The organism is Sphingomonas bacterium, from assembly GCF_028289855.1.
Lineage (GTDB): Bacteria > Pseudomonadota > Alphaproteobacteria > Sphingomonadales > Sphingomonadaceae > Sphingomonas.
Genome location: NZ_JAQGKZ010000038.1, coordinates 1 through 26,668, shown reverse-complemented (window position 1 = coordinate 26,668; position 26,668 = coordinate 1). Strand labels below are relative to the sequence as shown.

23 protein-coding genes and 1 pseudogene are annotated in these 26,668 nt (G+C 65.8%); 18 read left to right on the top strand and 6 right to left on the bottom strand.

The genetic code is table 11. From position 1 onward, the window contains the following. Positions 1-102: 102 nt before the first annotated feature. From dnaA to mutM, 3 genes are all read right to left on the bottom strand, one after another. Positions 103-1,482 carry a chromosomal replication initiator protein DnaA gene (gene dnaA, locus JWM94_RS03415; RefSeq protein WP_299421774.1) on the bottom strand — a complete coding sequence of 460 codons (1,380 nt, stop codon included), beginning with the start codon at positions 1,480-1,482 and terminating at the stop codon, positions 103-105. Between the two features lie 451 nt (positions 1,483-1,933). Continuing rightward, on the bottom strand, positions 1,934-2,194 hold the full coding sequence (gene rpsT, locus JWM94_RS03410) for a 30S ribosomal protein S20 (protein WP_299421770.1): 261 nt from the start codon (positions 2,192-2,194) through the stop codon (positions 1,934-1,936). Between the two features lie 95 nt (positions 2,195-2,289). Next, positions 2,290-3,102: a bifunctional DNA-formamidopyrimidine glycosylase/DNA-(apurinic or apyrimidinic site) lyase gene (gene mutM / locus JWM94_RS03405; protein ID WP_299421766.1), complete on the bottom strand. Its 813-nt coding sequence runs from the start codon at positions 3,100-3,102 to the stop codon at positions 2,290-2,292. A 127-nt stretch (positions 3,103-3,229) separates the two neighbouring features. On the opposite strand from mutM, the gene JWM94_RS03400 reads away from it, so the two are divergent. From JWM94_RS03400 to JWM94_RS03370, 7 genes and pseudogenes are all read left to right on the top strand, one after another. Then, positions 3,230-3,961, top strand: a complete 732-nt coding sequence (locus tag JWM94_RS03400; protein WP_299421762.1) for a class I SAM-dependent methyltransferase — start codon at positions 3,230-3,232, stop codon at positions 3,959-3,961. Further along, a complete protein-coding gene (ubiB, locus tag JWM94_RS03395) occupies positions 3,958-5,496 on the top strand; it encodes a 2-polyprenylphenol 6-hydroxylase (RefSeq protein WP_299421758.1) in 1,539 nt (512 codons plus the stop codon). The genes JWM94_RS03400 and ubiB overlap by 4 nt, the downstream gene beginning before the upstream one ends. After that, complete coding sequence (locus JWM94_RS03390; protein WP_299421755.1) at positions 5,493-6,599, top strand: hypothetical protein; 1,107 nt, start codon at positions 5,493-5,495, stop codon at positions 6,597-6,599. The genes ubiB and JWM94_RS03390 overlap by 4 nt, the downstream gene beginning before the upstream one ends. Then, positions 6,596-7,774, top strand: a pseudogene (coaBC, locus tag JWM94_RS03385) (bifunctional phosphopantothenoylcysteine decarboxylase/phosphopantothenate--cysteine ligase CoaBC). The gene JWM94_RS03390 and the pseudogene coaBC overlap by 4 nt, the downstream one beginning before the upstream one ends. Positions 7,775-7,833: 59 nt before the next feature. Then, a complete protein-coding gene (gene dut / locus JWM94_RS03380; protein WP_299421751.1) occupies positions 7,834-8,280 on the top strand; it encodes a dUTP diphosphatase in 447 nt (148 codons plus the stop codon). After that, on the top strand, positions 8,277-8,663 hold the full coding sequence (locus JWM94_RS03375; RefSeq protein ID WP_299421748.1) for a hypothetical protein: 387 nt from the start codon (positions 8,277-8,279) through the stop codon (positions 8,661-8,663). Before dut ends, JWM94_RS03375 begins: the two co-directional genes overlap by 4 nt. Further along, on the top strand, positions 8,660-9,433 hold the full coding sequence (locus JWM94_RS03370; RefSeq protein ID WP_299421745.1) for a molybdopterin-synthase adenylyltransferase MoeB: 774 nt from the start codon (positions 8,660-8,662) through the stop codon (positions 9,431-9,433). Before JWM94_RS03375 ends, JWM94_RS03370 begins: the two co-directional genes overlap by 4 nt. Here JWM94_RS03370 and galU read toward each other — a convergent pair. The 3 genes from galU to JWM94_RS03355 are packed head-to-tail and all read right to left on the bottom strand — an operon-like array spanning position 9,430 to position 12,267. Next, complete coding sequence (galU, locus tag JWM94_RS03365) at positions 9,430-10,293, bottom strand: UTP--glucose-1-phosphate uridylyltransferase GalU (protein ID WP_299421742.1); 864 nt, start codon at positions 10,291-10,293, stop codon at positions 9,430-9,432. The two genes, JWM94_RS03370 and galU, sit on opposite strands and share 4 nt — an antisense overlap. Before the next feature lies 1 nt (position 10,294). Further along, on the bottom strand, positions 10,295-11,494 hold the full coding sequence (locus tag JWM94_RS03360; protein ID WP_299421737.1) for a nucleotidyltransferase family protein: 1,200 nt from the start codon (positions 11,492-11,494) through the stop codon (positions 10,295-10,297). Then, positions 11,491-12,267: a metallophosphoesterase gene (locus JWM94_RS03355; RefSeq protein WP_299421733.1), complete on the bottom strand. Its 777-nt coding sequence runs from the start codon at positions 12,265-12,267 to the stop codon at positions 11,491-11,493. The genes JWM94_RS03360 and JWM94_RS03355 overlap by 4 nt, the downstream gene beginning before the upstream one ends. 120 nt (positions 12,268-12,387) lie before the next feature. Here JWM94_RS03355 and JWM94_RS03350 point away from each other — a divergent pair, with 120 nt between their 5' ends. From JWM94_RS03350 to JWM94_RS03300, 11 genes are all read left to right on the top strand, one after another. Continuing rightward, positions 12,388-13,473, top strand: coding sequence for a glycosyltransferase (locus JWM94_RS03350; RefSeq protein ID WP_299421729.1), 1,086 nt, complete (start codon positions 12,388-12,390; stop codon positions 13,471-13,473). Beyond that, positions 13,473-14,594 carry an acyltransferase gene (locus tag JWM94_RS03345; RefSeq protein ID WP_299421726.1) on the top strand — a complete coding sequence of 374 codons (1,122 nt, stop codon included), beginning with the start codon at positions 13,473-13,475 and terminating at the stop codon, positions 14,592-14,594. The genes JWM94_RS03350 and JWM94_RS03345 overlap by 1 nt, the downstream gene beginning before the upstream one ends. A 77-nt stretch (positions 14,595-14,671) precedes the next feature. Then, on the top strand, positions 14,672-15,472 hold the full coding sequence (locus JWM94_RS03340) for an FkbM family methyltransferase (RefSeq protein ID WP_299421722.1): 801 nt from the start codon (positions 14,672-14,674) through the stop codon (positions 15,470-15,472). 196 nt (positions 15,473-15,668) lie between these two features. After that, positions 15,669-17,210, top strand: coding sequence for a hypothetical protein (locus tag JWM94_RS03335; protein ID WP_299421718.1), 1,542 nt, complete (start codon positions 15,669-15,671; stop codon positions 17,208-17,210). A 3-nt stretch (positions 17,211-17,213) separates the two neighbouring features. Next, positions 17,214-19,022 carry an asparagine synthase (glutamine-hydrolyzing) gene (asnB, locus tag JWM94_RS03330; RefSeq protein ID WP_299421715.1) on the top strand — a complete coding sequence of 603 codons (1,809 nt, stop codon included), beginning with the start codon at positions 17,214-17,216 and terminating at the stop codon, positions 19,020-19,022. Beyond that, positions 19,019-20,236 (top strand): glycosyltransferase family 4 protein, encoded by a 1,218-nt coding sequence (locus JWM94_RS03325; protein WP_299421711.1) that lies wholly within the window; start codon positions 19,019-19,021, stop codon positions 20,234-20,236. Before asnB ends, JWM94_RS03325 begins: the two co-directional genes overlap by 4 nt. Further along, on the top strand, positions 20,233-21,879 hold the full coding sequence (locus JWM94_RS03320) for an alginate lyase family protein (RefSeq protein WP_299421707.1): 1,647 nt from the start codon (positions 20,233-20,235) through the stop codon (positions 21,877-21,879). The genes JWM94_RS03325 and JWM94_RS03320 overlap by 4 nt, the downstream gene beginning before the upstream one ends. Continuing rightward, a complete protein-coding gene (locus JWM94_RS03315; protein ID WP_299421704.1) occupies positions 21,876-23,969 on the top strand; it encodes a bi-domain-containing oxidoreductase in 2,094 nt (697 codons plus the stop codon). Before JWM94_RS03320 ends, JWM94_RS03315 begins: the two co-directional genes overlap by 4 nt. A gap of 5 nt (positions 23,970-23,974) precedes the next feature. Continuing rightward, complete coding sequence (locus tag JWM94_RS03310; RefSeq protein ID WP_299421702.1) at positions 23,975-24,886, top strand: glycosyltransferase family 2 protein; 912 nt, start codon at positions 23,975-23,977, stop codon at positions 24,884-24,886. Continuing rightward, positions 24,883-26,019 carry a glycosyltransferase gene (locus tag JWM94_RS03305; protein WP_299421699.1) on the top strand — a complete coding sequence of 379 codons (1,137 nt, stop codon included), beginning with the start codon at positions 24,883-24,885 and terminating at the stop codon, positions 26,017-26,019. Before JWM94_RS03310 ends, JWM94_RS03305 begins: the two co-directional genes overlap by 4 nt. Next, a partial coding sequence (locus JWM94_RS03300) for an FkbM family methyltransferase (protein WP_299421696.1) occupies positions 26,016-26,668 on the top strand: 653 nt, incomplete at its 3' end. The genes JWM94_RS03305 and JWM94_RS03300, both read left to right, overlap by 4 nt.

The following is a 26,668-nucleotide window of genomic DNA, read 5'->3' as shown; positions in this document are numbered from 1 at the left end:
CTACATTTGAAGCTTTTTGTGCTCCGGCGTAGGCCGGAGCGTTGGCAATCAACGGCATGGCTCGCGGCTAAGGCTCCGGCCTTCGCCGGAGCACGGTAGAAGTTAGCCCTCGAGCTGCCGGATCAGCGTCTTCACCGCGCCGTCGATCTCGTGATCCGAGCCGCGTAGTTCCTCAATCCGGCGCACCGCGTGGATCACCGTCGAATGGTCGCGGCCGCCGAACTTGCGGCCGATTTCGGGAAGTGAGCGCGTCGTTAGGCGCTTGGCGAGGTACATCGCGATCTGGCGCGGCCTTGCCACCACGACCGCGCGGCGCGCCGACACCAGATCGACCGGCTTGAGGTCGAAATGTACCGACACCGCGCGCTGGATCTCGTCGATCGTGATCCGCTTCGTCCCGCCGCGCAGCACATCGCCGAGCGTCGCCTGCGCGAAGTCGAGGTTGATCGCGTCGCCGGTCAGTTGCGCATACGCGACCAGCCGGTTGAGCCCGCCTTCGACTTCGCGCAGCGACCCGGTGATCTTGTGCGCGAGCAAGTCGAGCACATCCTCGGGCACGTTGACGTCGGGCAGTTCGCTCAACCGGTGGTCGAGCAATGCGCGGCGCAGCAGCGCGTCCGGGGTCTTGATGTCGGCGACCAGCCCCATCGACAGCCGCGACACGATCCGCGCCTCGACATCGTCGAGCCCATGCGGGTGACGGTCGGCGGTAATCACCAGCCGCTTGCCCGCCGCGGTGAGCTCGTTGATCGTGTGGAAGAATTCGTCCTGCGTCGGCTTCTTGCCTGAGATGAAGTGCAGGTCGTCGATCATCAGCAGGTCGGACGAGCGCAGCCGGTTCTTGAAGCTGTGCGTATCGTTCGCGCGGATCGCCGCGACGAATTCGAACATGAAGCGTTCGGCCGACATCAGGATCACGCGCGCCTCGGGTACGGCGGCCAGATAGGCGTGGCCGATCGCGTGCATCAGGTGAGTCTTGCCCAGCCCCGTGCCCGAATGGAGGAACAGCGGGCTGAAGCGCGGCGTGCCCGGCTGGGCCAGCGCGCGCGCGGCATTGAACGCGACCCGGTTCGACGCATCGACCACGAACCGGTCGAAGTTCAGCCGTGGATCGAGCGCGGGACGGTCGGCCGGAACGGCCGCGGGCTTGGGCGCCTCGGCCTTTTCTTCGGGTGCGACGCCGCGCACCGGCGCGGTCGCCGAGCGTACTTCGATCGAGACGCCGCGAATCGACGGGATGGCGTGGCGGAATTCCTGGAGCAGGCGGTCGGCGTAATGGTTGCGCACCCAGTTCGCGGTGAACGCCGAGGGCAGCGTCAGGCGGACGTTGGCAGCATCCTCGCTGTCGCCCAATTCGATCGGCTTGAGCCATTGCTCGAACAGCCGTGCGCCCGCCGATTCGCGGAGATTCTTGCGGATCCTCGCCCAGGCATTGAGCACTTCACCCGGCGTACCCCCGTCAATCCCCGCCGAAACCGCCACTTCTATCCCTTCCCAACCGATCCCGCGCCCCCGCGCGTGATCGCCCCCCATACAAAACGGACACTCCTCTCGGGCCGGAACGAATCCCGCCTGACGTGCATCCGATATTTGGTCGGCCACGACCCGAACCGGGGTGACGAATGATGTTTAGGAACAGCTTGGCGAGTCGATCAAGAGGCGGACGTGCAATAAATCTGAAATAAAAATATTGACTCGCCGAACACCCCGGAAAAGCGTCATTTCTTTTTTAAATTATTGAAATAATACGGATTTCGTATCTTATCCTGTGTTAACCTTTGCGAATCGCCCGGATTTGCAGGAGTCGTGTCTGCAATTTGAACCTCCGGTATGGTCGTGATCCCGAACGTGTAAGACCAATGCGAGAGAACGCAAAAAACCCGCCGGTGAAATCCTCACCGGCGGGTGCTGCCCCGCTTCAATACGGATGCGTTTACAGACCCGCGAGTCGCTTGGTCAGCCGCGAGAATTTGCGGCTCGCGGTGTTCTTGTGGAGCACGCCCTTGGCGACGCCGCGCTGCAGTTCGGGCTGGACGGCGGCCAGCGCGGTGGTGGCGGCGTCCTTGTCGCCCGACGCGATCGCCGATTCGACCTTCTTGACGAAGGTGCGGATACGGCCGACGCGGTTGCCGTTGATTTCGGCGCGACGGTCGTTGCGACGGATACGCTTTTTCGCTTGCGGCGTGTTCGCCATGAAGGCCCTCTAAATCTAGCTAAAATGGAACGGGCACGACGAAAAGCCGCGCCCGGAAGCGGTGGCCCTTAGCGAGGGTGGGGGATTCGGTCAACCTAGGACTGGCAGGTTGGACACCAGAAGGTGGACCGGCCGCCTTCGGCATAGCGCTTTACCGTGCCGCCGCATCCGCACGGCTGGCCCTCTCGGCCATAGACCAGGAATTCCTTCGAGAAATAGCCGAGATTGCCGTCGGGATGCACGAAGTCGCGCAACGACGATCCGCCCGCCGCGATCGCCGATTCGAGCACTGCGCGAATTTCGACCACCAGACGGTCGAGCCGCGCGAGGCTGACCCGCCCCGCCTCGCGCTTGGGCGAGATGCGAGCTGCGTAGAGCGCTTCGCACACGTAGATATTGCCGAGCCCGGCGACGATGCGCTGGTCGAGCAGCATCAGCTTGATCGACGCGAAGCGGTTCTTGAGCGCATGCTTGAGGTAAGCGCCGGTCAGGCCGGGGCCGAGCGGCTCGGGGCCGAGCGCCTTGAACGCGGGAAACTCGGCGATGTCGGCGGTCGGCACCAGATCGACCGACCCGAACCGCCGCGGATCGTTGAGCGCAACCCGCCGCCCGCTTACCGTATCGATCACCAGATGGTCGTGCTTTTCCAGCTCGCTCGGATCGACTCGCCAGCGCCCCGACATGCCGAGGTGGAAGATCATCGTGTCGCCGCGATCGGTGTCGATCAGCCCGTATTTGGCGCGCCGCCCGAGGCTCGTGACGGTCGCTCCGGTCATCCGCTGGGCAAGGTCATCGGGGAAGGGTCGCCGCAAGTCGCCGCGCCGCGTGACGACGTGCGTCAGGCGCTCGCCCTTTAGCACGGGTTCGAGCCCTCGCACGGTGGTTTCGACTTCGGGAAGTTCGGGCATTGCCCTCCCTTATCGTCATTCCCGCGAAAGCGGGAACCCAGCTTCTTTATTCTTCACCGGATGAGAAAGCTGGGTCCCCGCTTTCGCGGGGATGACGGAGGAGAGGAGTATCGCTAGAGCCGCCCGCATGACCGACACCGTCTCTTTCGGCTACGAAGACGTCGCCCCCGACGAAAAGACCCGCCGCGTCGGCGGGGTCTTCGCCAGCGTCGCCTCTAGCTACGACGTGATGAACGACGCGATGTCGGGCGGCTTGCACCGCGTGTGGAAGGACGTGTTCGTCCGCCGCGTGAAGCCGCGCGCTGGCGAAGCGATCCTCGACATGGCGGGCGGCACCGGCGACATCGCGTTCCGGCTGGCCAAATCGGGCGCGGCGGTGACGGTGGCCGACATCAACCCGGCGATGCTCGAGGTCGGGATCGAACGCGCCGCCAAGCGCGGGATCGACGGGCTGGTGTGGTCGGAGGCGAACGCCGAAGAGTTGCAATGGCCCGACAAGGTCTTCGACGCCTACACGATCGCGTTCGGCATCCGGAACGTCACCGACATCCCCAAGGCGCTGCGCGAGGCGCATCGCGTGCTCAAGCGCGGCGGGCGGTTCTTCTGCCTCGAATTCTCGACGACTTTGTGGCCGGGGTTCGCCGACGTGTACGACGCCTATTCGCACCGTATCGTGCCCAACGTCGGCAAGCTGATCGCGGGGGACGAGGAAAGCTATCGCTATTTGATCGAATCGATCCGGCGTTTTCCCAACATGGCGCGATTTAAGGAGATGATCGGCGAGGCTGGGTTCGTCCAGACCAAGGTCGAACCGATGCTCGGCGGGCTCGTCGCGATCCATAGCGGCTGGAAGATTTGACCTCTCCGCTCGTCCATACTTGGCGCCTCCTCAAATGGGGGCGGATTCTGGCGCGGCACGGCGCGCTGACGGGGATCGAGCGCGACCCGAACACGCCGCCGCGGTTGCGCCGGCTGGTCAGGCTCGCGCGCTTCGGTGCACGCGTGCCAGCGACCCCGCGCTACGCCGATGCGTTTCAGGCGATCGGCCCCGCCGCGATCAAGCTCGGCCAGACGCTCGCGACGCGGCCCGATCTGGTCGGCGAGGACGCCGCGCACGACCTGATGCGGTTGCAGGACGCGCTCCCGCCCCTGCCCTTCGACACGATCCGCCGCGCGATCGAAGCGGGGCTGGGCCGCCCGGTCGGCGAGGTGTTCGCGTCGATCGACGAGGTCGCGGTCGGCGCGGCGTCGATCGCGCAGGTCCATCGCGCGGTGACGACCGAGGGCGCCGACGTCGCGATCAAGGTGCTGCGCCCCGGAATCGAGGAGGAATTCGCCCGCGCGATCGACACCTATCAATGGGCGGCCGCGCAAGTCGAGGCGATGGGCGGCGAGCTGTCGCGGCTGCGCCCGCGGCTGGTGATCGAGACGTTCAAGCGCTGGACCGCGCGCGAGCTCGACCTCAGGCGCGAGGCAGCGTCGGCGTCCGAGCTTGCCGAGGCGATGCACGCCGAGCCCGATTATTTCGTCCCCGCGATCGACTGGCAACGCACCAGCGGACGCGTGCTGACGCTCGAATGGGTCGACGGGATCAAGCTGGCCAACCGCGACACGCTGATCGCCGCAGGTCACGATACGCACAAGCTGGCCAACATCCTGGTCAACGCCTTCCTGCGCCAGGCGATCTCCGAAGGCTTCTTCCACGCCGACATGCATCAGGGAAACCTGTTCGCCACCCCCGACGGCAAGATCGCGGCGATCGATTTCGGGATCATGGGGCGGATCGACCGACGCGCGCGGGTATGGCTGGCGGAAATCCTCTACGGCCTGATCACCGGCAATTATAAGCGCGTCGCCGAAATCCATTTCGAGGCGGGCTACGTCCCCGCGCACCACAATGTCGCCGAGTTCGCGACGGCGTTGCGCGCGGTCGGCGAGCCGATGCGCGGGCTGCCGGTCAAGGACATGTCGGTCGGGATGATGCTCGACGGATTGTTCAAGATCACGCGCGATTTCGACATGCAGACGCAGCCGCATCTGCTGCTGCTGCAAAAGACGATGGTGATGGTCGAGGGCGTGGCAACCAGTCTCGATCCCGACATCAACATGTGGGACACCGCGGCGCCGTTCATCAAGGAATGGATCCGGACCGAATTGGGGCCGGAGGCGTATGTCGCGGACAAATTGATCACCGACCTGCGCACACTCGCACGTCTGCCCGATCTCATCCGTCGCATCGAGGCGCATTATCCTGCCGCGGGCGGCGCGCCGCCTGCCCCGCCGCTCAAGGAGATCGAGGTGGTGCGGATCGGCGGCGGGTGGCGGTATCTTGCGGTCGCGGTGCTGAGCGCCGGGCTCGCGGTCGCGGCAACGTGGTGGTTTGTCCACATATGACGATCTGGCTCGCCGAGCCGTCGCGCTTCGCCGGCCTGTCGAAAGGCCGGGCGCGGATCGGCCTCGTCCTGCTGCTCGTCCTGCTCGCCGCGACGCTGAGCGCGCTGATGGTCCCCGCCCCGCCCCCGGTCAGTGGCGACGCGGCGAACCGCGGCGACGACCAAGCCGATGTCGTGCTCTACGAATCGATCGTCGACGGGGTGCGGCACGGGGGCAATTATTACAGCGTTGCGGCCAATGCGTTGCGCGCCGGCGATTATCCGATGAAGCCGTTCGTTACCTTCCGCTTGCCGACCCTGGCGGTGGTGCAGGCGATGTTGCCCGGCTGGGCGGTGATCGGGTTGCTTTATGCGCTCGCTGCCGGGGTGATGGTCGCGTGGTTTGCGCGGCTTCGGCCAGCATTCGCACGCCCGCCGCCGCTCGTTCTCGCGATGGTGCTGCTCGCCGGCGGGATGGGCGCGTTCGTGCAAAGCGAGCTAGCCAGTTTTCACGAGGTGTGGGCCGGGCTGCTGATCGCGCTCAGCCTCGCGCTAAGGCGCTCCGACCGCTGGGTCGCCGCCGCCGGGATCGGCGCGCTGGCGATGCTGATCCGCGAAACCGCTGCTTTGTACGTCGCGATCATGTTCCTCCTCGCGCTGATCGAAGGCAACCGCAAGGAAGCTATCGGCTGGGCAGCCGGCGTCGCGTTGCTCGCCATCGCCGTCCTCGCGCACGCGCACGCCGTCGCGCAAGTCGTCCGCCCGCTCGACCCCGCCTCGCCGGGCTGGAGCGGGATGCTGGGGTTCGGTTTCTTCGTCGAGGCGATGACGCTGTCGACCGCGCTCCGCCTCGCGCCGATGTGGCTCGCGGCGATGTTGATGGGGTTCACCCTGTTCGGCTGGAGTGCGTGGAAAGACGGTACCGGCATCCGCGCGGTCGCGACCTTCGCGGTGTACGCCGCGCTGATCGGCCTGTTCGGGCGCGTCGACACCTTCTATTGGGGGCTAATGGTAGCGCCCGCGATCCTGATCGGCCTGGCCTTCGCGCCCGACGGCTTGCGCGACCTGATCGCCGCGGCTTTCCCGAAGGGGCGCAAGATCACCGTGACGAGGATCACACCATGAAGCGCATCCTGCTGATCGTCGGCGGGGGCATCGCGGCGTACAAGGCGTGCGAGTTGATCCGGCTGGCGAAGAAGGCCGAGATGGGGGTCAAGTGCGTGCTGACCGCAGGCGGTGCGCAGTTCATCACACCCATGACGCTTGCTGCGCTGAGCGAGGAACAGGTCTATACCTCGCTCTGGGATCTCAAGGACGAGGCCGAGATGGGGCACATCCAGCTCAGCCGCGAAGCCGATTTGATCGTGGTCGCCCCGGCCACCGCCGATTTGCTGGCAAAGATGGCGGCCGGGATCGCCGACGACCTCGCCACCACGCTGTTGCTCGCGACCGACAAGCCCGTCCTCGCCGCGCCAGCGATGAACGTGCGGATGTGGCAGCATGCGGCGACCAGGCGCAATGTGGCAACGCTCCGCGCCGACGGCGTCGAAGTGATCGAGCCCAACGAAGGCCCAATGGCGTGCGGCGAGTTCGGGCCGGGGCGGCTGCCCGAGCCGGAGGCGATCTTGAAGGCAATCCAAGCCAAGCTTGGCGGCTAAATGCTGTCGGGCAGACACATTATCGTCACCGCCGGGCCGACGCACGAACCGATCGACCCGGTTCGCTACCTCGCCAACCGCTCGTCGGGGAAACAGGGCTTTGCGATCGCCGGGGCGCTGGCGGCGCTTGGCGCGCGCGTCACGCTAATCGCCGGGCCGGTGACACTCGCCACGCCGCCGGATGTCGAGCGCGTCGACGTCGAAACCGCGCTCCAGATGGCGGCGGCGGTCGACGCCGCGCTTCCCGCCGACGCCGCGGTGATGGTCGCTGCGGTCGCCGACTGGCGAGTCGAGAGCGCGGGCCAGAAGATCAAGAAAGGCGCGGACGGGCCACCGACGCTCAAGCTGGTCGAAAACCCCGACATCCTCGCGGCACTCGCGAAAAGCCCGCGCCGCCCGCGCCTCGTCATCGGCTTCGCCGCCGAAACCGAGCATGTGGTCGATCACGCGCGCGCCAAGCTGGCGAAGAAGGGTGCCGACTGGATCGTCGCCAACGACGTGTCGGGCGATGTGATGGGGGGCGAGCGCAATGCGGTTCACGTCGTCAGCGCAACCGGCGTCGAGAGTTGGGCGGACGCACCCAAGGACGCGGTCGCTCGGCGGCTCGCCGACCGAATCGACGCCGCGCTAGCGGATGCCTAACCGGTAGTAAGGCAAAGGCGGGAGTCGCTCATTAGCCTTCGTTACGATACGCAAGCGCAATGACCTACCCGATTCGCATAGAGATCAAGCGCTTGCCCAATGGCGGCGGGCTGCCCTTGCCGGCCTATGCGACGAGCGGTGCGGCGGGGATGGATGTCGTCGCGGCGGAGAGCTTGCGGCTCGCGCCGGGCACGCGGCATGCCGTTGCGACCGGGTTCGCGATGGCGATTCCCGACGGTTATGAGGTTCAGGTCCGTCCGCGTTCGGGGCTCGCGCTCAAGCATGGGGTCACCTGTCTCAATACGCCGGGAACGATCGATCAGGACTATCGTGGAGAGATCAAGGTGATCCTCGCCAATCTGGGCGACGAGCCGTTCGAGATTGCGCGCGGCGACCGGATCGCCCAACTCGTTCCGGCCCCGGTTCAGCGCGCTATGCTGGACGAAGTCGAGCAACTGGGCGACACCGACCGCGGCAGCGGAGGCTTTGGCTCGACGGGCGTATGATTTTTTTGTTTCTGGCTTTGCAGGCTGCGGCGCTGACGCCCGCTCCGCCGACCGATTGGTCGGCACTGCCGCCCCTCCGCCTCTCCACCACGCCCGATTATGCGGCGCTGATGACCGGCTTCGTTCACGATGAGGTCGCCGCCAAACGCTGCGCGGTGGCGCCCGCCGCCGACGGCAAGGTCAGTATCAAGATCGATATGGTCGTTCTGGTCTCGCCCGGCGGCGATGCGCTGCGCATCGTGCCCAGGGCGATCAATTGCCCGACGGTCGAGCAATTCGCTGCCGGCGTCGTGCAAAAGGCGGTACGCGGCAATTGGGCCGGCGCCGCGCCGGCGAGCGATAGCTGGTATCGCACCGGGATCGTCATTAGCTGGGGCCAGTGACCCCAGACAAACCGACCCTAAGCGACGACGACCTGACCCGGTTCGCCCGACATATCGTGTTGAAGGAAATCGGCGGTGCCGGGCAAGCGCGGTTGCGCGCGGCGCGCATCGTCGTGATCGGCGCAGGCGGGATTGGCTCCCCGGCCTTGCAATATCTCGTCGCGGCAGGGGTTGGGCGGATCGACATTATCGACGACGACAGTATCGATCTGTCGAACCTGCAACGCCAGACGTTGTTTGGCGTGGACGATATCGGCACGGGCAAGGTTGCGGCGGCGGCGGCGGCGCTGGCGCGGATCGACCCGGCGGTCACGGTCGAACGGCGGGCCCTGCGGATCGACGCGGGCAATGCGCGAAGGGTGCTAGAAGGCGCCAAAGTCGTGCTCGACGGCACCGATAATTTCGCGACCCGGCTGGCGGTGGCCGACGCGGCGCTCGCTTTGCGCATCCCGCTCGTGTCCGCCGCCGTCAGCCAGTTCGAAGGGCAGCTCAGCGTCTATCGCGGGTGGGAAGCGGACAGGCCGTGCTACCGTTGCTTCGTCGGCAGCGATCCTGACCGTGACGGCGCGACTTGCGCCGACGTCGGCGTGCTCGGCGCGATGGCGGGCGTGATGGGCAGCCTGGCGGCACTTGAGGTCATCCGCAGCATCGTGCCGTTCGGCGAGGACAGTGCGGGGAAACTGCTGCTGGCCGATGGATTGTCGCTGCGGTTTCGGACGATCGCGCTGCCCAAGGATCCGGGATGCAGCTGTAGCTGCCCGGTCCCCTAAAGCGCGTCGATAAAATCGCGGACCGCGGGGCCAATGTCGGGGCGGTCCAGCGCAATCGCGATATTGGCCTGGATGAATCCGGCCTTGTCGCCGCAATCGTAACGCACGCCGTCGAACGTCACGCCGTGGAACGGCTGCGTTCCGATCATCTGCGCCATCGCATCGGTCAGCTGGATTTCGCCGCCAGCGCCCTTTTCCTGCCCCTCGAGCACGCGCATGACCTGCGGTTGCAGGATGTAGCGTCCGATCACCGCGAGGTTTGACGGCGCGGTGCCCTGCGCAGGCTTCTCGACCAGTCCTAGCACCTCGGCCAGCGAGGCATCGCGTGTGCCCGGGGTGATGATGCCGTATTTGTCGGTGGCGTCGTCGGCCACCTCCATCGCGCAAATCATGTTGCCGCCGATCCGGTTGTAGGCATCGACCATCTGCTTGAGGCATCCCGGCTTGCCGACCATCAGGTCGTCGGCGAGCAACACCGCGAACGGTTCGTCGCCGACGATGTCGCGCGCGCACCACACCGCGTGCCCCAACCCCATCGGCTCCTGCTGGCGGACATACGCGACGGCGCCGGGCGTCAGCCGCGTCTGGTGGAGCAATTCCATCGACTTGCCGCGCGCTTGCATCGTGCTTTCGAGTTCGTAGGCGATGTCGAAATGATCTTCGATCGCCGACTTGCCGCGGCCCGTGACGAAGATCATCTGCTCGATCCCCGCCTCCAGCGCCTCGTCGACCGCGTACTGGATCAGCGGACGGTCGACGACCGGCAGCATTTCCTTGGGCAGCGCCTTGGTCGCGGGAAGGAACCGGGTGCCGAGCCCACCGACGGGAAACACGGCCTTGCGCAGCGGCTTGATCGTCACTTCATTTCTCCTGGGCGGCGCGCATAGGGCCGGATCGCACGCGCGCAAAGCCCCGCGTGGCCGCGCGCCGCATTATCCGCCCGATCCGCCGCGCCGGGCTGATCGCGAGGTATAACGGATGAAGCGGCCGCGGCAGCGGCACCGTGAGCGTATCGATCGGCGAAACCCACAAATGCCAGAAGATCGAGCCGGCAGTACCGAGCCGCGTGTTCATCACCAGCGTCGATGCCAGCCAGCGCCGCGCATAGAGCCCCCGCGCGTTGTGCTGGTCGGGGCCGAACATCACGGCGTCGGACAGCCGCACAAGCAGACGCGCGCGGCGCGAGCGGTGCACGTCCGCGGGGACGCGCGTACCGAACAAGCGCTCGCACTGGATCAGCGCCGCATCGACGCACGGCGCGACACCCCCGCGGCGCGCTAGCGCGCGCAGCGCCGCAACCTCGCGATCGTCCATCCGGCCGAGCATCGCGTTGTAATCCGCCAGCCACTTGATCCGTGCCCAGGAATGCCGCGTGCCATGGATCGCTAGATAGAGCATCATATCGTCGGCGCGCAGCGTCGGCAGCTTGTTGCCCTCGACCATGATTTCGCGCACGTCGGTCGCAACATCGGGTTCGCCCAGCACTTGTTTGTAGGCGTGCAACCGCCAGTGGAGATCGAGGATCGCCCCGCTCGCCGGATGGATCAGCTGGTATTCGCTGACGAGGTCGATCACTTGCGCGGGCGGCGGGGGGTTATCGTTGTCGGGGAGGCCGATCTCCCGATACCCGGCACGCCGCAGGATCGCGATCGTGGCGGGCACGTCTCGCGGCGCGACCAGCAGGTCGTTGTCGATTGTCTGCTTGACCCCCGGACCGCCATAGGCAAGCTCGGCCAGCACGACACCCTTCAACAACGCGACGGGGATGCCGGCGTCGGCGAGCAGCGCCGTCAAGCGCACCGCTTCGCCATATTGCAGGATGTTGCGCCGCATCATCGGCGCGTAAAGCTGGTCGAGCCGGGGCGGCACCGCGATGCCCGCCGCCACCAGCCCCTGGCGAAGGAAGCCGATCACCCGATGGCGCCGCGACAGGCGTACCGCCGCGGACCAGTCGATCGGTGCTGACGCCGCCGCTTGGATCGCCGCCACGTCGGTCGGCCAGCGGCAACACGCGGCCACCAGCCTGAGCTCCGCCGACGGTTTCCCCCGCGTGCCGCTCATGTCGCCAGGAACCAGCGCCGGTCGCCCTCCAGCCCGACCGCGGTCAGCTTGCCCGTCTGGTAGGCGCCGGTGTCGATCCCGATGCGGTTGTGCAAATTCTCGACATCGGTCGCGATCGAATGGCCGTGGACGATCGTCGCGCCGTGGCTGCCCTCGTAATCGAGGAAGCGGTCGCGGATCCAGCGCAGGTCGGCGGGCTTCTGGCGCTCGATCGGCACCCCCGGCTTGATCCCGGCATGGACGAAGCAATAGCCGCCGACGCCCAGCGAATCGCCCATCGACTGAAGGAAGGCGACGTGTTCGCGGGGAACGCGCGCCATGAAATCCTCGGCGATGTCGAGCGGTCCGGCACTGTCGATCAACTCGGCCGGCGTGCCGTAACTCATCATCGTCTCCCGGCCACCGATCCGCAGCCAGAACCGCGTCGCCTCCAGGTCGCCGGCGAGCGTCAGCAGGAACACTTCCTCGTGATTGCCCTTGATCATCGCGACCTCGCGCCCGCGCCAGTCGCGCTCGATCAGATGATCGATCACTTGCTTCGAGTGCGGCCCGCGGTCGACCAGGTCGCCGAGCAGCACGATCATCGTCTCCGCCGCGTCGCGCCCGGCATCGTCGCGGTCGATCGCATCGAGCAACTCGGTCAGCAGGTCGAGCCGCCCGTGAACGTCGCCGATCGCATAGACGCGCTTGCCCGCCGGGACGCTGGCGTCGCCGCGCGCGCCCTCGCCGGCCGGCGACCCGCCGAACAATCGTTTCCATCCCGAAATCGCCAACGCGCCGTCCAATCGCTACGCGGGGCCGAGTAACGCGCCCCTTTTGCGGTGCGGCGATAGAGGCTTGGGCGCGTTCCCGCAATCTTGCGCCAAAGGCCGAAGCGGGGGACAGGAGCGCGGATGGCCGAATCGATCTTCGCTCCGCTGGGCTCTGCCGCGCCGTCGATGCTGTTCGTCGGCGACTTCACCGTCTGGCAGACCGCGGCTGGACTAGCCGAGGGCTTCCGCCGGCTCGGCTGGGATGTGACCGAAGTGTCGTCGAACGACGCGTTGCTCCATTCGCGAAGCCTAGGCCTGCGCGCCGCGGGCCGCCTGCTCTATCCGGCGGCGCGGCGCAGCCACAATGCCGACATCCTCGCCGCCGCCGACCGCGTGGCGCCGCACGTCATGCTGACGGTGAAGGGCAATTTCATCGCCGCCGCGACCTTGAAGGAATTGCGCCGGCGCGGGATCGCGACGGTCAATTTCTATCCCGACCGCGATTTCGACCATGACGGCATGCCCGCCGACGCGCTCGACCAGTTCGACCTGGTCGCAACGACCAAGGCGTATCAGCTGCCGCACCTGACCGAGCGGCTGGGCAAGGATCGCGTCGCGATGATCCATCACGGCTATGTCCCTGCAGTGCACCGCCGCCGCACGCCAGCAGGCGAAATCCCGGCCTATCTGTGGGACGTCAGCTTCATCGGCAATGCATCGCCCGAAAAGCTCGCCTGGCTCGAGCCTGTGGCACGCGCGATCGGCGACGCGCGGATGATCGTGATCGGCAACCGCTGGAGCGAGCTGGCGGCGGGTACCGCGGTCGCGCCTCATGTGTTCGGCGGGCCGCTGGTCGGCGACCAGTTCGCACGCGCGATCGAGCACAGCCGGATCAACATAGCCGTGCATCACGGCGCGGGCGGCGCGCAAGGCTGGGCCGACCAGGTATCGACCCGCAGCTTCGAGATACCGGCGTGCGGCGGTTTCATGCTCCACATCGACAATGCCGAAATCCGCACGCTGTTCGAACCCGGCCGCGAGATCGACACGTTCGCCGACCCGACCGAACTCGTCGCCAAGGTCGAGCATTGCCTCGCACACGACGCCGACCGCCGCGCGATCGCCGATGCCGGGCACGCCCGCGCAGTGCCGGCCTATTCGCTGCATGCCCGCGCGGTGGAACTGACCGGGATATTTGCCGATCGAGTTCCGATGGCCTTTCGCTAATGAATGCCGCAACAGCAAATCAACGTATCGCCGCGATCGATGTGTCGCGGCTGGTTGCCGCGATCGGCGTGCTGGTGTTTCACGTCGCCGGCACGTCGCTGATGCCGAAATACAAACTGCCTCCATTCACCGTTTTTGGTCGGACGGTGGACTGGATGCCCTCGCCATTCTCGTTCGGCGCAACGGGCGTGAGCCTGTTCTTCGTGATCAGCGGCTATTGCATGTTCCGGTCATTGTCGGGCCGGCCGCGACCGCTGGCCGCTTATTACCGTGACCGGCTGGCACGACTTTACCCGATCTACGCCTTCGCCGTCATTCTCTCGGCAATCCTGATCGCTCGGCTGCACATCGCGGTCGCGGGCGAGGACGTCGTTCTCAAACTTCTATTTCTGCACGGTTTCGTCCAACAGTATAACCTGACGTTCAATGGTGCATTGTGGTCGATGGCGACCGAGGTGCAATTCTATCTCGTCCTTCCGCTGCTGATGATTTGGGCGCGGCGTGCGGGCACCGACCGCTTCACGACCGCCGCGATTATCGGCTCACTGCTCTTTCGGGCGGTCGTGCAATTGACGGCCGGACATACCGATACGCTAGGCGGAATCGCCAGGGACACGTTGTTGATGAATATGTTGCCGGGCCGGATCGCCGAATTTGCGGTCGGCATGTGGATAGCAAGTAACGACAGCGAACGGACACGGCGGTTTGCGTGGTGGCTCATCATACCCGGCGCGCTCCTCGGTATCGGTGCGAAGGCCGCGGGACCGGCCTTTGTTGCGGAACCGATGCTCGGCATCTTCTTCGGATCGCTGCTGGTTCTCGCGCTCGATCAATCACGACGCTTCGGATCGGTGGCAGGCCCGTTCGCCTTGCTGGGGCGCGCGTCGTACGCACTTTTCTTGATCCACCTGCCGATCGCCAATTCGCTTGCGCGGCTCGTCCCGGAAGGCTGGCCGCTCTATCATCGGTTCGGCACGCTGCTCGTCACAACGCTGGGGATCTCGATCCCCTTGGCGCTGGCGCTGCACCTATGGGTCGAAATGCCGCTGTTCGACCGCCTGCGCGCATCGCGAAACGCGAAACGACCCGCATCGGCAGCAACCGATGGCGGTGCCCCTTGAGGAGGGTTCGCGGTGGCAACCTCGGGGCGAGCTGTCTATAGGCGCCCGATCGGCGTTTCAGGAATTGTATCAAGACGATGATCGGCAAGCTTTTTTCGGATTTTCGCGGCATCGCGCGCGTTTGCGGCCTTGTGCCGGCGCTGCGCTGGGCGGCGGGCGTCGTCGCGACGCTGCCGACCGTGCTCAGGACGCGCAGCTTGCTGTCCGCCGACCGGTCGATGGGTGACGGGCCGTTCGAGGTTCACCATGCGGTCGGCGACGCGGTACTGGTCGGCGGTGACGCGTTCAGCGGCGTGCGCGAAATCTGGGTGCGCGACGTCTATGCGAAGCAAGGGTTTCTACAGATTCCCGATCATGGCCTGGCGCTCGATCTGGGCGCCAATATGGGCAATTTCTCCGCGATGGCGCTGGCGTCCAACCCGACCGCTCGGGTGATCGCGGTCGAGCCGAGTACGCATCACGGTGAGAAATGGACCGCGACGATGCGCATCAACGGTTTCACCGATCGCGCCCAATTGTGCCGCGCCTTTGTCGGCGACTTTACCCACATTCAGCTCAACGACATCAAGACTAACCCGACCTATGCCGATGCGCCCCACCTGACCGAGGCCGAATTCCTGGCCCAATACAGGATCGACCATATCGATTTCCTGAAATGCGACATCGAGGGCAGCGAATATTTCATGATTCAACCGGGCAGCCGCATCCTCGACATCACCGACCGGCTGGCAATCGAGGTCCATGACTCCGGCGGCGACGTGAAGCGCTTTCTCGATGCGCTGGCGGGGCGCGGCTTCACCGACATCGCGATCGATTGGTATGGTACCGAGTGCATTGCGCGCGCGACCCGTGGCGCCGCGACGGCGCTCGCCGCTTGATACGGATGGCGGGTCGAGGGTGGCGTCGTCATCCGATCGCGCATAAGGATAAGGAGAGGGCGCCCGCCCGACGACCTTATCCTAACGAGGCAAGATCAGTGTTGAGTCAGCGTTGCGGCACTTTACCAACCCTCGCGTTCGTAGCCGCCGTGGACACACACGCATGTGCCGTTTCGTTGAACGGAAGTCGCGGCTAATGGCGAGCGTGATTTTACCACAACCGATGCGTGAGCAGGGGCAACGCATCGCCGTTGCCGACCGCGACCTTGGCGATCAATTCGAGGGACTAGCGCCGCATCCGGCAGAGTTCTTCGGTATTGCCGTGATCATGCTGATGTACGCCATCGCGATGTTCGACGGCTACGCGATGGTCGACGTCGTCAATATCGTCGGCCCGGTCATGTTTATCATTATAATCGGATTTGCCGCAGTTCGCCTAACCCGGCTGAACATCCACGCGATATGGACTCCGGTGTTCTGGTATCGTGTCGCGATGGTCGTCTACATGGGCATCGGGTCCAGCATGACCTCGTTCTACAATGCGGACACGCGCGACCTGATCAATGCGTTCTTCGCGTTTTCGCCGAACGAATTGCTCAAGTTCAACATGGTCAACGCTACGTTCCACCTGTGCTTCATCACCGTGTCGTGGCTGGTCATCCGGATATACCGAAGCAGTCGCAACCCACTGTCGCTAAAGCAGGTCGCTATCGACACATGCCGTATTCCACTCAAGGCCGTCGGCTTGGTGTTCCTCACGGTCGGCGTGACGTTCAACTACCTGGTCGTTTACCCAGCGGCGCTGGGCATTCTAAAGATCACCATCCCCAATGCGCTGGTCCAGTTCGGGCAGTTTGCGTATATCGGATATTTCCTGCTCACCTATTGGGGACTCGCGAACAAGAAATACAGCTGGGTGGTCGCGATCATGGCCTTGGCGGCGATCGATTCGATCGCCGGTATTTTTCAGCTGACCAAAGCAATGGCGCTGTTCCCGGTGATGATGATCCCAATCGCGTTCCTATACCACAAATCTACCTTGCGCCGCATTTTGATCACACTCGCGTTCATCGCCCCATATTACGCCTTCGTTTCGTCGGTTGTCGAAGAAGCCCGCAGCCGAGTCTTGCGCGATTCGGGGGACGCTAACAGGGCGATTTTCTCCGACACGATCGTCGTGATGGGCGATATTTTCAAAGGCAAAAACGGCAACGCCGATGCGCCGGAGTATCAATTGGCGTGGGCAAGACTCAATTACGTCAATGCCGGCACGCTGGCGATCAACTTCTACGATCAGGGGCTGGAGGGCCATTCGCTGCGCGACATCTTCATCGTCTGGATTCCGCGCGCGATCTATCCAGACAAACCGATCATCACCGATATCGGCCGCGATTTCACCGTGATGGCCAATGGCAATTATGATTCATCGACCAGCCCGAGCATGCCCGCCGAGGGATATTGGAACTTCGGCTGGCTGGGGGTTGCCCTGTTCGCCGCGTTGCTCAGCACCGTTCTGACGTTGTGGTCGATCTATTCGACGATCGTGTTCGATCGCGACGCTTGGCACCTGCTGCTCGTGGTGCTCCTCGGCATGCGGGTCGGCACGCGGATTGACGGGTTCCTGGTCGTGGACGTGGTCGGGCCGTTGAGCGCGGTGCTGGCGATCCATGTCGCATGCACGCTCGCCAACCGTTTCCTCCCCAAAATCCCCGCGCTGCAACGCAGATTCGTCGCCTAGGCCATGTGCGGCATCGTCGGGTTTCATACTCACGCCGCCAGCGCACGGACGGTAGCCCGCGACACGCTGACCGCGATGCGCGACCGCATGGCGGCGCGCGGCCCCGACGGCACCGGGCTGTGGATCGCCGAAGACGCGCGTACCGGGTTCGGCCATCGCCGGCTGTCGATCATCGATCTGTCGGAGGGCGGGCATCAGCCGATGGCGACGCCCGACGGGCGGCTGACGATCGTGTTCAACGGCGAAATCTACAATTACCGCGCGCTACGGGAGGAACTTGTAGCGCAGGGCGTGGCGTTCGTCAGCGATAGCGACACGGAGGTGATGCTTCATCTCTACGCACGCGACGGCGCAGCAATGCTGGGCAAGCTTCGGGGGATGTTTGCGCTGGCGATCTGGGACGCGCGCAATCGCGCGCTGTTGCTCGCGCGCGACCCGCTGGGGATCAAGCCGCTTTATTACAGCGATACCGGCGGCGCACTGACCTTCGCGTCGCAGGTCAAGGCATTGCTGGTCGATCCCGCCATCTCGCGCGATCCGTCGCCCGCCGGGTTAGCGGGGTTCCATTTGATGGGATCGGTGCCCGAGCCGTTCACCGCGTGGCACGCGATCCGGGCGCTGCCCGCCGGTAGCTGGATGACGGTCGATACGTCGGGGATCGGCACGCCCGTCCAATACGCGAATGTCGCGCAAGTGCTCGCCGGCGGCCGCGCCGTGGACCCCACGGCGGTCGATGTCGCCGCCGCGCTCCGCGACAGCGTCGCGCACCACCTCGTCGCCGATGTCGAGGTCGGCGCGTTCCTGTCGGGCGGAGTCGATTCCTCCGCGCTGATCGGGCTGATGCGCGATTGCGGGCAGGACCGCATCCGCGCCTGCACCCTGTCGTTCGGCGAATTCGACGGCCAGCATCAGGATGAAACCCCCGGCGCGCGGGCGGTCGCAAGGCATTACGGCGTCGATCACCACATCCGCCGCATCGACGCGGACGAGTTTCGCGGCGACATGGATGCGATCTTCGACGCGATGGACCAGCCCAGCATCGACGGCATCAACACCTGGTTCGTCAGCAAGGCGGTGCGCGAAATGGGCCTCAAGGTCGCGCTGTCCGGGCTCGGCGGCGACGAGTTGCTGGCGGGCTATTCGACCTTCCGCACCGTGCCCGCGATGCGGCGGCGGTTCGGGCCGCTGGCGGCGATCCCCGGCGCGGGCGCGCTGTCGCGGATGCTGCTCCGCGCGACCGGCGTCGCGCGGCGCAACCCCAAGGCGGCGAATGTGCTGGGCCATGCCGGCAGCTGGGCGGGCGCGTATCTGCTGCGCCGCGCGGTGCTGATGCCGTTCGATCTCGACAGCGTGATGGATCCCGCGATGGCGCGCGAGGGGCTGGCCGAGCTCGACCCGCTCGGCGCTATCGAGCGGTCGGTGACGCCCGATCCGGGTTCGGACAATGGCCGAGTCTGCGCGCTCGAGACGAGCAATTACATGCGCAATCAGTTGCTGCGCGATTCGGACTGGGCAGGGATGGCGCATTCTCTCGAAATCCGCGTGCCATTGGTCGATTTCACGCTGCTCAAGACGCTCAGCCCCCGTATCGCGACGCTGAAACCCGGCGAAGGCAAAAGATTGCTCGCCGCCGCGCCGTCCAACCCGGTGCCGCGCGACATCGTCGAACGTTCGAAGACGGGTTTCTCGATCCCCGTCGCCGACTGGCTCGCGGGAAACACCGCGCACGTTCCCGACCGGCGGGCGTCGCGCGGCTGGGCCAAGATCGCGACCGAACGCTCGCTGCAGGGCGTCGCAGCACTCGCGCGGTGAGGATCCTCGCGCTCAGCCATTATTATCCGCCAGAGGTCAACGCGCCCGCCTCTCGCCTGTCCGAGCATGCCCGCGTCTGGCGCGCAGCGGGGCACGAAGTAACGGTCGTCACCTGCGCGCCCAACCATCCGGCGGGCAAGCTCTATCCCGGCTATCGCAACCGATCGTGGCAGGAAGAGACGATCGACGGCATCCGCATCATCCGGCTGTGGACGTGGATCGCCGCGAACGAGGGATTCCTACCGCGCATCGCCAATTACGTCAGCTATTTGCTGTCGGTGCTGATGTGGATGTGGCGGCTGCCCAAGGCGGACGTGGTGATGTCGACCAGCCCGCAATTCTTCTGCGGGCTGGCGGGCTGGTTCCTCAAGCGACGCCGCCGCCCGTGGGTGCTCGAAGTCCGCGATCTTTGGCCCGAAAGCATCGTCACGGTCGGCGCGATGAAGCGCGGTTTCGCAATCCGCCTGCTCGAACGCATCGAGGCGTTCGCGTACCGGCATGCCGATCTGGTCGTGTCGGTGACCGACGGCTTCGTCCCGCACATCCGCGCGCACCGTCCCGACGGCCCGATCGCGGTGATCAAGAACGGCGTCGACCTGTCGCACTTCGCCGCCGATCCGCAAGCCGCCGCGGCGTTCCGCGCAGAGCACAACCTGACCGGCAAGTTCGTCGCGAGCTATGTCGGCACGCACGGCATGGCGCATGGACTCGACGCGGTGATCGCGGCGGCTGAGCGGCTGATGTACCGGCATGATATCGCGATCCTGATGGCCGGCGGCGGCTCGGATCGAGAGCGCATCCGTGCGATGCGCGACCGGCGTGGCCTCACCAACATCGTCATGCTCGATCAATTGCCCAAGCAGGCGATGCCCGCCGTGTGGGGCGCGAGCGATGCGGCCTTGGTGCTGCTCAAGCACGTCGATACGTTCAAGACCGTCATCCCGTCGAAGATGTTCGAGGCGATGGCGCTGGGGGTGCCGATGGTGCTGGGGGTCGAGGGAGAGGCGAAGGCTTTGATGGAAGCGGGTGGCGCGGGCATCGCCATCACGCCCGAGGACGATGCCGAGCTTGCCGCCGCGATCGAACGGCTGGCCGACGATCGCACGATGGGGGCGCGGATCGGCAAGTCGGCCCAAGCCTTCGTCCGCGACAATTTCGATCGCGAGACGCAAGCGCGCGCCTATCTCGCCGAATTCGGGAAGCTCGTCGCATGAGCATCGCGCGCAACATTGCGTTCGCACGGCACATTCCGCTGCGCCAGATCGTTGCGCGCTTCCGGCTGGAAGCAAGGCGGCGATGGACGTTGCGCCGGCCAACCGCCTTGCTCGCCGGCGCGGTGCCCGCCGCTACTTTGCCGCAGGCCCTCTTACCACCACGCACCGGCATGGTCGAACGTACGCCCGACGGCTGGCGATTCACGTTCATTGGCCGCACGGTCGCGATGGGCGAGACGATCGACTGGCGGGCCGACGCCGACCAATTGTGGCGGATGAACCTCCATTACATGGAATATCTGGAGGAACTGCAGCGCGATGCGGGGCTCGCGCTGATCCGCCAGTGGATCGCCGCCAACCCGCCATTTCAGCCCGGTTACTGGCACGACGCGTGGAACAGCTATGCGCTGTCGCTGCGCGTTGTGGTGTGGATGCAGCGGCTCGCGGCGTGGGGCATCGATCCCGCCGACGCGAAGGACATTCTCGCCAGCCTGTCGACGCAGATCGATTTCCTGACGCGCAACCTGGAGACCGATCTCGGCGGCAATCATCTGGTCAAGAACATCAAGGCGCTGGCCTGGGCGAGCGCGTTTTTCGCCGCGCCGACCAGCGACCCGTGGCGCGCTTTGGCGAGCGACCTGCTCAACCGCGAATTGCCGCGTCAGATTCTGCGCGACGGCGTGCATTACGAACGCTCGCCCTCGTACCACGCCCAAGTGTTCGCCGACCTGATCGAGACGCGCGCGGCGCTCGGGTTCGGCGCGGCGACGGTCACGCTCGATAAGGCATCGCAGCGAATGGCGGCGGCCGCCGCGCTGCTCGCACACCCCGATGGCAGGCCGGCGCAGTTCAACGATGCTGGCCTCTCGATGGCTTATTCGCCCGCACAATGCCTCGCCGCCTATGCGAAGGTGACCGGGCAGCCGATTCCCAAGGCCGACGGCGCGTTCCGCCTGCCCTCCGCGGGTTATTTCGGGCTCCACGCCCCGGGCTTCGCGCTGATCGCCGATATGGGCGCGATCGGCCCCGACAGCCTGCCCGCGCACGCGCATGGTGATATAGGCAGCATCGAGCTTTCGGTCGGCGGCCATCGCTTCATTGTCGACCAGGGCGTGTTCGAATATGTCGCGGGAGACAAGCGCCGGGCGTCGCGTAGCGCCCACACGCACAACTGCCTCGCAATCGAGGGAGTCGAGCCCGCCGATTTCTTCGGCGCATTCCGCTGCGGGCGACGGCCCAAGGTTACTGTCATGCAATATGTCGGCGGCGAAGACACGATGCTGCTGCGCGGGCACCATGACGGGTACCGACATTTGCGCGGCTGTCCCGAGGTCGAGCGCCGCGTCGAAGTCAATGCCGGCGGGATCGCGCTCCACGACCGCATCCAGTGCGGGACATGGCACGCGGCGACCTCGCGACTGTTGCTCCACCCAGATTGCAGCGTAGAGTTGTACGGCGACACCGCGGTCGTCAGCCGGAGCGGGATCGCGCTGGCGGTTCGCGGGTCGGCACCGCTGCGCGTCGAAGATGCCGTGTGGTGGCCCGACATGGGGGTCGAGGTCGCGACCAAGCGCATCTGCTTGACACTCCCGGCCGATTGCTTTGAGGCCAAGCTGGAAATCGGGGCAGCGGAAATAGCGTGAAGCAGGTCGAACAGAATTACCGCAGCGGGTTGCTCCGCCTGATCGATGCGCCCGTCCCGCGCGCCGGCGGCGGGCGCAATCTGGTCGCGACGCGCGTGTCGTTGATCAGCGCGGGCACCGAGAAGCAGATCATCGACCTCGCGCGTTCAAGCCTGGCGGGCAAGGCGATGGCGCGGCCCGACCTCGTCCGCAAGACACTGCAAAAGGTCCGCAACGAGGGCCTGTTGCCGACGATCCAAAAGGTGTTCGCCAAGCTCGATACGCCGATCCCGCTGGGTTATTCGCTCGCCGGGACGGTGGTCGAGGCCGGCAGCGACGCGGGCGGTTATGCGGTCGGCGACCGCATCGCCTGCGCCGGCGCGGCGGTGGCCAACCATGCCGAATATAACGCCGTGCCGAAGAACCTCTCCGTCCGCATCCCCGCCGGGGTCGATGACGAGGCGGCGAGCTTCGTCACGATCGGCGCGATCGCGTTGCAAGGCGTGCGCGTCGCCAACCCGACACTCGGCGAGCGCGTCGTCGTCATGGGGCTCGGGCTGATCGGCCAGCTCACCGTCCAGTTGCTCAAGGCCAATGGCTGCCGCGTGCTCGGGTTCGACCCCAATCCCGCGCGCGCCGCGCTGGCGCTGGAGATGGGCGCCGACGTCGCGGTCAGCGGCTCGCTCGACGATGCTGTGCGCGGGTTTACCGGCGGCTACGGCGCCGACGCGGTGATCGTCACCGCCTCCAGCAAATCCTCCGCCCCACCCAACCAGGCGGCCGAGATCAGCCGCGCCAAGGGCCGGGTCGTGATGGTCGGGCTGACCGGCATGGAGATCGACCGCGAGCCGTTCTACAAGCGCGAACTCGATCTCAGGCTGTCGATGTCCTACGGCCCCGGCCGCCACGATCCGGTGTACGAACAGGACGGCCACGATTACCCCCTCGCCTACGTGCGCTGGACCGAACAGCGTAACATGCAGGCGTTCCTCGAACTGGTGGCCGACGGGAGCGTGACGCCGCTCAAACTGGTCACCCACCGCTTCCCGATCGATCAGGCCGAGGCTGCCTACAAATTGATGGACGGCGACGAGCCGTACCTCGCGATCCTGCTGACCTATCCCGACACGCCGACGCCGATCGCGCGGTCGATCCCCGTTGCGAGCAAGAAGGCGACGAGCGGCGCACGTGGCACCGGGTTCATCGGGTTCGGCAATTATGCCAAGGCGGTGCTGCTCCCCGCACTCAAAAAGGCAGGCAACGAGCGGCTGACGACGGTGGTCACCTCGACCGGCCTGTCGGCGCACGACGCCGCGGAGCGCCAGGGCTTCGCGCACGCGGCGACCGACCCGCAAGCCGTGTTGGGCGACGCCGAGACGGACTGCGTATTCATCGCGACGCGTCACGACAGCCATGCGCGGCTTGCGGTCGAGGCGCTGAACGCGGGCAAGCATGTGTTCGTCGAAAAACCGCTCGCGCTGACCCGCGACCAGCTCGCCGAGGTGCAGGCCGCCGCCGAAGCATCGACCGGCGTGCTGGCAGTCGGGTTCAACCGCCGCTTCGCCCCGATGATGATCGCGGCGAAGGCGGCGCTCGCCAATCGCGGCGGGCCGATCGCGATGCAGTACCGGATCAACGCCGGGCACGTGCCGGGCGACAGCTGGCTGCATGGAAGCGAAGGCGGCGGGCGGATCGTCGGCGAGGCTTGCCACTTCGTCGATGCCCTGACCTTCCTCGCAGGCGGACCGCCGGTTTCGGTCGAGGCGTTCAGCCCCGAAGGCGTTAGCGATACGGTGTCGGCGGTACTGCGCTTTACCGACGGATCGATCGGCACGATCCTCTATTCATCGCTGGGCGATTCATCGCTGCCCAAGGAATATCTCGAGGTATTCGCCAGCGGCACGGTCATTCGGCTGGACGATTTCCGCAAGCTGCACGTCACGCGCGGGGGCAAGACCAAAACCACCAGCGCGTCGGCGCAGGACAAGGGCCAAGCGGGTCTGGTCAAGGCATTCTACGCCGCCGCGCGCGATGGCGCCCCTGTCCCCATCCCGCTCGACGAGCTGATCGCGGTCAGCGCCGCGACGCTGGACATCGCCGGGGCCGAGTGAACGCCGTGACGGTCACCGCCCTGATCCTCTCGTTCAACGAAGAGGTGCATATCGGCCGCTGCCTCGACCGCATCGCTCCGTTGGCGGATCGCGTCATCGTGATCGACAGCTTCTCGACCGACCGCACCGTGGAGATTGCGCGCGACAAGGGTGCGGAGGTTCACCAACACGCCTTCACCAACCAGGCCGCGCAGCTGCAATGGGCACTCGACACGATTGCGATCGATAGCGATTGGATCATCCGCGTCGATTGTGACGAATATCTCGAGCCCGCGCTGATCGAGGCGTTGCAGGACAAGCTTCCCACCCTCCCCGCCGAGATCACCGCGATCGACCTCAAGCTCAAAGTGCTGTTCCGCGGCAAGTTCATTCGCTGGGGCGGTTATTACCGCACCTGGCTGACTAGGCTGTGGCGGCCCGGCGCTGGGCGGATGGAACAGCGCTGGATGGACGAACGCTGGCTCATCACCCGCGGGCGGCCCGATCGGATCACCGGCGGCGACCTGGTCGATGCCAGCCTCAAGGATATCGGCTGGTGGGTGGCGAAGCATAACGGTTACGCCACGCGCCAGATGGTCGATTTCATCGCGCGCGAGCATGGCCTGGTCGGTGCCGCCGACGGCGACCTGACCGCATCGGCCAAGCGCGGGCGGGGGCTTCGCGATCGCTACAGCCGCGCGCCGCTCTATCTGCGCGCGGTCCTCTACTTCCTGCAACGCTATTTCCTGCGGCTCGGCTTCCTCGACGGGCGGCTCGGCTTCATGTGGCACTTCATGCAGGGCTTCTGGTACTTCATGCTGATCGACGCGAAGATCGACGAGGCGCGGACATGGATCGCGGCGAACTCGCTCGAGCAATTCCCCCAATATTTGGCGAGTCACGGCGTCGCCGATTCGGGGATCGCGTGGAACCGGTGAAGCCGCGCGTCCTCATCCTGATCGGCGCGTTCTGGCCGGGGCACGAATCGGCGGGGCCGAACCTCAGCATCAAGACGATGGGCGAGGCGCTGTGCGACGAATTCGATTTCCTGCTGGTCGCGCGCGACCGCCCGTTCGGCGCGGCCGAGCCGATGGTGGCGAGCGACCGCTGGCACGATCTCGGCTGGGCGAAGATCCATTACCTGACGGTCGGGCGAAACGGCGCGGACGACCTCTCCGCCCTGTTGCGCGACACGCCGCACGATGTGTTGCTGATGAACGGTTTCTTCGACCGCGAATTCACGATCCCGGCAATGCTCGCGCGGCGGTTCGGCAAGGCGCCGCGTACCTCTGCGATCATCGCACCGCGCGGCGAATTTTCGTCCGGAGCGTTGGGTCTGAAGGGCGCGCGCAAGACGCTTTATCGAGTCTTCACCCGCGCGTTGGGGCTGGCGAATGGCGTGACCTTCCACGTCACCAGCGAAGAGGAGGAGGCCGACATCCGTGCCGCCTTCCCGCGCAATCCCGTGACCCGGATCGGCAACGTCCGCCCGTTGTTCGCGCTGCCCGATTATCGGCCGGGCGATACGTTCCGTGCCGCTTTCCTCGGCCGCATCTCGCCGGTGAAGGGTCTCGACGTCGCGCTGGAGGCGCTTGCGCTGGTCAAGCAGCGCGTCGATTTTACGATCTACGGCCCCGTCAGTGATGCCGCCCACTGGGCGCGGTGCCAAGCGTTGATCGCGGCTTTGCCCGCCAACGTCACTGCGCATCACGACGGCGAATTGCCCAACGATGCCGTGCCCGAAGCGATGGCGGTGCAGGATGTGCTGCTCATGCCCTCGCGGTCGGAGAATTTCGGCCACGCGATCTTCGAGGCGCTTGCCACCGGAACGCCGGTAGTGATCGGCGACCGCACGCCTTGGCGCGGGCTGCAAGACGCAAAGGCCGGGTTCGATATCGCGTTGCCCGACGCTCCCGCCCTCGCCGCGGCAATCGACCGGCTGGCGGGGATGCCGGCCACCGACTATGCGGCTTGGCGTCATGGCGCGCGCGCGACCGCCGAGCGTTTCGTCGCGGCCAGCACCGCGCGCACCGATATGGCGCGCCTCTTCCACCAATTGGCGGGACAATGATGCCGAGCGAACTTCACCCCTCCACCACCGGGCGCGCAATCCGATCACTACGTGGCCTGTCGAACCTGCGCGGTTGGCACCGCGCCGCCACCGCCGCTGCGCCTGCATCCGGCGCGTTCCGTGTCGCCAATGACGGGCTGTGGCTCGAAGGCGATATGGGGTCGCTGATCGAGCGCGAATTCTACCTGTATGGCGGGTATGAGCGCGAGCAAATCGATCTCTTCCTGTCGCTGATCCCACGCGACCGGCGCGACACGATCCTCGACATCGGCGCCAATATCGGCACGCATTCGCTGCGTTTCAGTCAGGCGTTCGAGCGCGTCTTGTCGTTCGAGCCCAACCCGCTGGTGATCGATCGGCTGCGCCGCAACGTTACGCTCAACGCGGCGGACAATATTGCCGTCCACCATGTCGGCTTGGGCGAGACATCGGCCGATCTCGACCTGTTCGCCCCGGTCGGCACGAACCAGGGGCTCGGCACGTTCGTGACGACAGATCAATATGACCTCCCACTGACTCGTATAGGTACGTCGCGGATCGAGGCGGGCGACGCTTATGTCAGCGCGCACGCCGCGGGCCGGATCGACGCGATCAAATGCGACGTTCAGGGGTTCGAGGTGCAGGTGTTTGCGGGGCTTCAGACGACCAT

Coding starts and splice junctions, on each gene's coding strand:
- rpsT (WP_299421770.1), bottom strand. CDS start 2,194: ATGGCGAACACGCCGCAAGCGAAAAAGCGTATCCGTCGCAACGACCGT.
- mutM (WP_299421766.1), bottom strand. CDS start 3,102: ATGCCCGAACTTCCCGAAGTCGAAACCACCGTGCGAGGGCTCGAACCC.
- JWM94_RS03400 (WP_299421762.1), top strand. CDS start 3,230: ATGACCGACACCGTCTCTTTCGGCTACGAAGACGTCGCCCCCGACGAA.
- JWM94_RS03390 (WP_299421755.1), top strand. CDS start 5,493: ATGACGATCTGGCTCGCCGAGCCGTCGCGCTTCGCCGGCCTGTCGAAA.
- dut (WP_299421751.1), top strand. CDS start 7,834: ATGACCTACCCGATTCGCATAGAGATCAAGCGCTTGCCCAATGGCGGC.
- JWM94_RS03375 (WP_299421748.1), top strand. CDS start 8,277: ATGATTTTTTTGTTTCTGGCTTTGCAGGCTGCGGCGCTGACGCCCGCT.
- JWM94_RS03360 (WP_299421737.1), bottom strand. CDS start 11,494: ATGAGCGGCACGCGGGGGAAACCGTCGGCGGAGCTCAGGCTGGTGGCC.
- JWM94_RS03350 (WP_299421729.1), top strand. CDS start 12,388: ATGGCCGAATCGATCTTCGCTCCGCTGGGCTCTGCCGCGCCGTCGATG.
- JWM94_RS03345 (WP_299421726.1), top strand. CDS start 13,473: ATGAATGCCGCAACAGCAAATCAACGTATCGCCGCGATCGATGTGTCG.
- JWM94_RS03340 (WP_299421722.1), top strand. CDS start 14,672: ATGATCGGCAAGCTTTTTTCGGATTTTCGCGGCATCGCGCGCGTTTGC.
- JWM94_RS03335 (WP_299421718.1), top strand. CDS start 15,669: ATGGCGAGCGTGATTTTACCACAACCGATGCGTGAGCAGGGGCAACGC.
- asnB (WP_299421715.1), top strand. CDS start 17,214: ATGTGCGGCATCGTCGGGTTTCATACTCACGCCGCCAGCGCACGGACG.
- JWM94_RS03320 (WP_299421707.1), top strand. CDS start 20,233: ATGAGCATCGCGCGCAACATTGCGTTCGCACGGCACATTCCGCTGCGC.